The organism is Streptomyces sp. NPDC058534, assembly GCF_042717365.1.
Classification (GTDB): Bacteria; Actinomycetota; Actinomycetes; order Streptomycetales; family Streptomycetaceae; genus Streptomyces.
In genome coordinates, this window is record NZ_JBHXNW010000071.1 from 41,780 (window position 1) to 48,000 (window position 6,221).

Annotated in this window: 6 protein-coding genes; 5 read left to right on the plus strand and 1 reads right to left on the minus strand. The window is 73.4% G+C overall.

The genetic code is table 11. From position 1 onward, the window contains the following. The first annotated feature begins 60 nt into the window (after positions 1–60). The 5 genes from ACFWR9_RS32985 (at position 61) to mug (ending at position 5,608) form a co-directional block, all read left to right on the plus strand. Positions 61–1,434, plus strand: coding sequence for a hemolysin family protein (locus tag ACFWR9_RS32985; protein ID WP_383848556.1), 1,374 nt, complete (start codon positions 61–63; stop codon positions 1,432–1,434). Continuing rightward, complete coding sequence (locus tag ACFWR9_RS32990; protein ID WP_383848557.1) at positions 1,431–2,453, plus strand: hemolysin family protein; 1,023 nt, start codon at positions 1,431–1,433, stop codon at positions 2,451–2,453. Before ACFWR9_RS32985 ends, ACFWR9_RS32990 begins: the two co-directional genes overlap by 4 nt. Positions 2,454–2,737: 284 nt before the next feature. Then, the gene (locus ACFWR9_RS32995) at positions 2,738–3,520 is read left to right on the plus strand and encodes an SGNH/GDSL hydrolase family protein (protein ID WP_383848560.1); all 783 of its coding nucleotides are present in this window, start codon (positions 2,738–2,740) and stop codon (positions 3,518–3,520) included. Between the two features lie 85 nt (positions 3,521–3,605). After that, positions 3,606–5,048: an adenylosuccinate lyase gene (gene purB / locus ACFWR9_RS33000; RefSeq protein WP_383848562.1), complete on the plus strand. Its 1,443-nt coding sequence runs from the start codon at positions 3,606–3,608 to the stop codon at positions 5,046–5,048. Continuing rightward, positions 5,045–5,608, plus strand: a complete 564-nt coding sequence (gene mug, locus ACFWR9_RS33005; protein ID WP_383848582.1) for a G/U mismatch-specific DNA glycosylase — start codon at positions 5,045–5,047, stop codon at positions 5,606–5,608. Before purB ends, mug begins: the two co-directional genes overlap by 4 nt. A gap of 19 nt (positions 5,609–5,627) precedes the next feature. Here mug and ACFWR9_RS33010 read toward each other — a convergent pair whose 3' ends face one another. Beyond that, on the minus strand, positions 5,628–6,071 hold the full coding sequence (locus tag ACFWR9_RS33010; RefSeq protein WP_383848564.1) for a hypothetical protein: 444 nt from the start codon (positions 6,069–6,071) through the stop codon (positions 5,628–5,630). Between the last annotated feature and the right edge of the window lie 150 nt (positions 6,072–6,221).

Below are 6,221 nucleotides of genomic sequence, written 5' to 3' on the forward strand. Positions count from 1 at the left end.
GGGCGCACGACATCGCGCGAGCCACCGGTTCCTGGCCGATCATGGATCCGAGGTGACCCGATGACGGAAGTGCTCCTGCTGCTGGTGGCGGTCCTGCTCTCGCTCATGTGCGGCGCGTTCGTCGCGGCCGAGTTCTCGCTGACCACCGTCGAACGCGGCGAGCTGGAGCGGGCGGCCGAGCGGGGCGAGCGGGGCGCGGCCGGCGCGCTGAAGGGCGTACGGAGCCTGACGTTCCAGCTCTCCGGGGCGCAGCTCGGCATCACGGTCACCAACCTGGTGGTCGGCATGCTCGCCGAGCCCTCGGTCGCGGCGCTGATCGCGGGCCCGCTGGAGGCCGTAGGGGTGTCGCGTTCGGCGGCCTCCTCGCTGGCGCTGGTGCTGGGCACGGCCCTGTCGACGGTCTTCCTGATGATCGTCGGCGAGCTGGTGCCGAAGAACTGGGCGATCTCCTCGCCGCTGGCCGTGGCCAAACGGGTGGGCGGCGCGCAGCGCTGGTTCAGCTTGGCCTTCCGGCCCTTCATCACCCACCTGAACAACACGGCCAACCGGATCGTGCGCCTCTTCGGCGTGGAGCCCGCCGAGGAGCTGGCGTCCGCACGGGGGCCGCAGGAGCTGGCGGCGCTGGCCCGGCACTCGGCCAAGGAGGGCGCGCTGGAGCCCGACACCGCCGAGTTGTTCGTCAGGACCCTGAACCTGGCCGATCTGACGGCCCAGCACGTGATGACCCCGCGCGTCCAGGTCATCGCCCTCGACTCCCGGGCGACGTGCGAGGACGTGGCCAACGCGACGCGGGCGACCGGGCTGTCCCGGTTCCCGGTCTTCCAGGAGACCCTCGACGCCGTGGTCGGCACCGCCCACGTCAAGGACGTGCTGGCGGTGCCCGCCGAGCGGCGGCCCCGGATGCCGGTGTCCGAGCTGATGCGCGAGCCGCTGCTGGTCCCGGAGACGCTGACCGTGGACCGGCTCCTCGACCGGCTCTCCGGGCGGCGCACGATGGCCGTGGTCATCGACGAGTACGGCGGGACGGCGGGCGTGGCCACGCTGGAGGACATCGTCGAGGAGGTGGTCGGCGAGGTGCGTGACGAGCACGACCCGCACGAGACGCCCGAGCTGGACCCGGCCGGCACCGACGCGCGGGGACACGCGCTGTACTGGGCCGACGGCTCGGCCCGCGTGGACCGGCTCGCGCGGCTCGGCCTGCGGGTGCCCGAGGGCCCGTACGAGACCGTCGCCGGGCTGGTCGCGGCCGGGCTGGGGCGCATTCCCGCCATCGGGGACACGTTCGAGGTCGCCGGCTGGCGGCTGGACGTCGTGGACGCCACGGGGCGCCGGGCGGCGCGGGTGCTGCTGCACGCCCCCCTGGACGACGCGGGCGCTACAGGGGGCACGCACGGCGCGCGCGGCAGGCACGAGGACGGGGAGGGCGGCCGGTGATCGCCGTACAGCTGCTGATCGGTCTGGCGACGCTCGTCGTCAACGCGTTCTTCGTGGGCGCCGAGTTCGCGCTGATCTCCGTGCGCCGCAGCCAGGTGGAGCAGCACGTCGAAGCGGGGGCGGAGGGCGACCGGCGGGCGAGGAGCGTGCTGTGGGGTCTGGAGCACGTGTCGGCGCTGATGGCGGCGGCGCAGCTCGGCATCACGCTGTGCACGCTGGTCCTCGGCGTGGTCGCGGAGCCGGCGATCGCGCACCTGCTGGAGCCGGTGTTCCACGCGGTGGGCCTGCCGTCCGGGGTGGGGCACGCGGTCTCCTTCGCGATCGCCCTGACGCTGGCGACGTATCTGCACATGCTGCTCGGCGAGATGGTGCCGAAGAACATCGCGCTGGCCGAGCCGGTGCGCAGCGCGCTGCTGCTGGGGCCGCCGCTGGTCGCCCTGTCCCGGGCGCTGCGGCCGGTGATCTTCACGATCAACGCCTTCGCGAACACGCTGCTCAAGCTGCTCAGGGTCGAGACGAAGGACGAGGTGTCGGCGACCTTCACGGACGCGGAGCTGGCCGAGATCGTGAAGGACGCCGGCGACGCCGGGCTGATCGACGACCGGGCCCAGGAGCGGCTGCACGACGCCCTGGAGCTGGGCCGGCGTCCGGTGCGGGACGTGGTGCTGCCGCTGGAACGCGTCGTCCACGCGCGCGTGGGCATCACGCCCGAGCAGTTGGAGCGGCTGTCGGCGCAGTCGGGGTTCTCGCGGTTCCCGGTGGTGGACGACGGGCGGCGGATCGTCGGCTACCTGCATGTGAAGGACGCCCTGGACGCCTCGCCGCGGGACCTGCCGTTCCGGCTGCGGGACATGCGGCCCATCGCGCGGGTGCGGGAGAGCACCCCGCTGGACGACGCGCTCACCGCGCTGCGCCGCAGCCGTACGCATCTGGCGGCCGTGCTCGGGTCCGACGGCCGGCTCGCGGGTCTGGTGACCATGGAGGACGTGCTGCGAGAGCTGTTCGGACAGCGGACCTGAGCCCGGAGGACGGGCCGGGAGACCCGGAGCGGGCCGGCCGAGGAGGCCGAGCGCGGACCTGAGCCCGGAGGGCGGGCCGGGAGACCGGGAGCGGGCCGGCCGAGGAGGCCGAGCGCGGACCTGAGCCGGGCGGCCGAGCGCGGATCGGCCTGTGGAGACGAGCGACGGGACGAGAGACCGAGCGCGGCGGCGAAGCCGGACGCCACGGACCGGGAAGCCCAGACGCGGCAGGCCGGAGGCCGACCGACCGGCGGGTATGTGCACGGGCTACCCTTTCTGTCGCCATGCAGACGAACCCCACTCACAGCAGCCTCGTCGCCGTGGGCGACTCCTTCACCGAGGGCATGTCGGACCGGCTGCCCGACGGCTCCTACCGGGGCTGGGCCGACCTTCTCGCCGCGCGGATGGCCGCCCGCTCCCCCGGCTTCCGGTACGCCAACCTCGCGGTGCGCGGGAAGCTGATCGGGCAGATCGTCGACGAACAGGTCGGGGTGGCGGCGGCCATGGGAGCAGACGTCATCACGCTGGTGGGCGGGCTCAACGACACGCTGCGGCCCAAGTGCGACATGGCGCTGGTGCGGGACCTGCTGACCCAGGCGGTGGAGCGGCTCGCGCCCTCTTGCAAGCAGCTGGTGCTGATGCGCAGCCCCGGTCGCCAGGGTCCGGTGCTGGACCGGTTCCGGCCCCGTATGGAGGCCCTCTTCGCGATCATCGACGACCTGGCCGCGCTCCACGGCGCCGTGGTCGTCGACCTGTACGGGGCGCGCTCGCTGGCCGACCCGCGGCTGTGGGACGTGGACCGGCTGCACCTGACGGCGGACGGGCACCGCCGGGTCGCGGAGGCCGTGTGGCAGGCGCTGGGCCACGAGGCCGAGGACCCCGGCTGGCACGCGCCGGTCCCGGTCACGCCGCCACCGGGGTGGATGACCCGCCGGACCACCGACGTGCGGTTCGCCCGGCAGTACCTGCTGCCCTGGATAGGCCGCAGGCTGACCGGCCGCTCGTCCGGCGACGGCCTGCCGCCCAAGCGCCCCGACCTGCTGCCGTACGAGGACACCGCCCCCTGATCCCGGGGGCGCGCCCGGCCTCGTAGGTTCCGACGAACAACCCCGTGGCGCTGGCCTGCACGAATCGCCAGTAGAATCCGTACACGTGACTTCCGCTCCCGCCAAGCCCCGCATCCCCAACGTCCTCGCCGGACGCTACGCCTCCGTCGGCCTCGCCACGCTCTGGTCGCCCGAGCAGAAGGTGAAGCTGGAGCGCCGGCTCTGGCTCGCCGTGCTGCGGGCCCAGAAGGACCTCGGCATCGAGGTGCCCGACGCCGCGATCGCCGACTACGAGCGCGTACTCGACCAGGTCGACCTGGCCTCGATCGCCGAGCGCGAGAAGGTTACCCGGCACGACGTGAAGGCGCGGATCGAGGAGTTCAACGACCTCGCCGGGCACGAGCACGTGCACAAGGGCATGACCTCCCGCGACCTGACGGAGAACGTCGAGCAGCTGCAGATCCGGCTCTCGCTGGAGCTGGTCCGCGACCGCTCGGTGGCCGTGCTGGCCCGGCTCGGCAAGCTGGCCGGCGAGTACGGCGAGCTGGTCGTGGCCGGCCGCTCCCACAACGTCGCCGCGCAGGCCACGACGCTGGGCAAGCGCTTCGCGACCGCCGCCGACGAGCTGCTCGTCGCGTACGGCCGGGTGGAGGAGCTGCTCGGCCGCTACCCCCTGCGCGGCATCAAGGGCCCGGTCGGCACCGCCCAGGACATGCTGGACCTGCTCGGCGGGGACTCCGGCAAGCTCGCGGAGCTGGAGCGGCGGATCGCCGGGCACCTCGGCTTCTCGCAGGCCTTCACCTCGGTCGGCCAGGTCTACCCGCGCTCGCTGGACTACGAGGTCGTCACCTCGCTGGTGCAGCTCGCGGCGGCGCCGTCGTCGCTGGCCAGGACCATCCGGCTGATGGCCGGGCACGAGCTGGTCACCGAGGGCTTCAAGCCCGGCCAGGTCGGCTCCTCGGCGATGCCGCACAAGATGAACACCCGCTCCTGCGAGCGCGTCAACGGCCTGATGGTGATCCTGCGCGGCTATGCCTCGATGACCGGCGAGCTGGCGGGCGACCAGTGGAACGAGGGCGACGTGTCCTGCTCGGTGGTGCGCCGGGTGGCCCTGCCCGACGCGTTCTTCGCCCTGGACGGCCTGCTGGAGACCTTCCTGACCGTGCTCGACGAGTTCGGCGCCTTCCCGGCCGTCGTGGCCCGTGAGCTGGACCGCTACCTGCCGTTCCTGGCCACCACCAAGGTGCTGATGGGCGCGGTGCGGGCCGGGGTCGGGCGCGAGCTGGCGCACGAGGCGATCAAGGAGAACGCCGTCGCCTCCGCGCTGGCGATGCGCGAGCAGGGCGCCGAGCGCAACGAGCTGCTCGACAAGCTGGCCGCCGACGAGCGCATCCCGCTCGACCGGGCCGGGCTGGACGCGCTGATGGCGGACAAGCTCTCCTTCACGGGCGCCGCGGCCGACCAGGTCGGGGTGGTCGTGGGCCGGATCGAGGAGATCGTCAAGCGGCACCCGTCGGCCGCCGCGTACACCCCCGGGGCCATCCTCTGACCCGCTTCACCCGGGCCGAACTGGAGGCCGCCCGCGACCGTCTCGTACCGGACGTCGCCGGGGACGGCCTCCGGGTGCTGTTCTGCGGGATCAATCCCGGTCTGATGACGGCGGTGACGGGCCACCACTTCGCCCGGCCGGGCAACCGCTTCTGGCCGGTGCTGCACCTGTCCGGGTTCACGCCGCGGCGGCTGGCGCCGTCGGAGCAGGACCTGCTGCCGTCGTACGGGCTCGGGATCACGAACGTCGTGGCGCGGGCCAGCGCGCGGGCGGACGAGCTGACCGCCGAGGAGTACCGGGAGGGCGGGCTGCTGCTGACGCGCAAGGTGACGCGGCTGCGGCCCGAGTGGCTGGCCGTGGTGGGGGTCACCGCGTACCGGGCGGCGTTCGACGACCGGCACGCGCGGGTGGGGCCGCAGGAGCGGACGTTCGGGAGCACTCGGGTGTGGGTGCTGCCCAATCCCAGCGGGCTCAACGCCCACTGGACGACGGAGACGATGGCGGAGGAGTTCGCACGGCTGCGGATCGCGGCGGGGGCGGGGGCCGGGGCGGACTCGTAGGCGGGGGCGTGCGGCGTGGTCACGGTGGGGCCTTCTCCGTGACCACCGCCAGCAGCTGCACCTCGTCCGTCTCGTCCCGGTCGGCGACGGCCAGCGCGATCCAGCGGCCGGTGCCCGCGGCCTCCCAGAGGTACGCGACGCGCGCGCGGGCGCTCAGTTCGGCCCAGGGCTCGGATATCTCCTCCCGTTCGGTGCGCAGCAGGACCGTCTGGAGGTTCAAGGGGTCCCCCTCCTCCCCCCAGCGGGCGGCGAGCCGCTCATGGAGGGCGTCCCGGTCCTTCTCGTACTGCTCCACCGTCACCGCCCGCTCCCCCGGGCACCCGCCGCGCAGGCCGTGACTGGTCTCCAGCACCGCCGTGCAGTGACCGGGAGCCCCGGTGCCCTCGTCCGACGGGCCGTGCCCCGCCGGGAAGGGGCGGTGGCACAGCTCGTCGATGAGGGCGATGTGCCGTGCGATGTCCATGCCGTCCAGTAAACCGGTCGCCACTGACAATTGGCGGCCCGTCAGCCGGCCTGCCCGGTCAGACACCCCATGTCGTTTGAGGTCAAGGTGTAGGGGCGTGGGCATGGTGTGACCAGGCGGTCGCTTCGTCGTAGGGGGTGCGCGTTTTGA

What these genes read in the sequence shown, in the direction of transcription:
- ACFWR9_RS32985 (WP_383848556.1), top strand. Translation starts at nt 61, where the DNA reads ATGACGGAAGTGCTCCTGCTGCTGGTGGCGGTCCTGCTCTCGCTCATG.
- ACFWR9_RS32995 (WP_383848560.1), top strand. Translation starts at nt 2,738, where the DNA reads ATGCAGACGAACCCCACTCACAGCAGCCTCGTCGCCGTGGGCGACTCC.
- ACFWR9_RS33010 (WP_383848564.1), bottom strand. Translation starts at nt 6,071, where the DNA reads ATGGACATCGCACGGCACATCGCCCTCATCGACGAGCTGTGCCACCGC.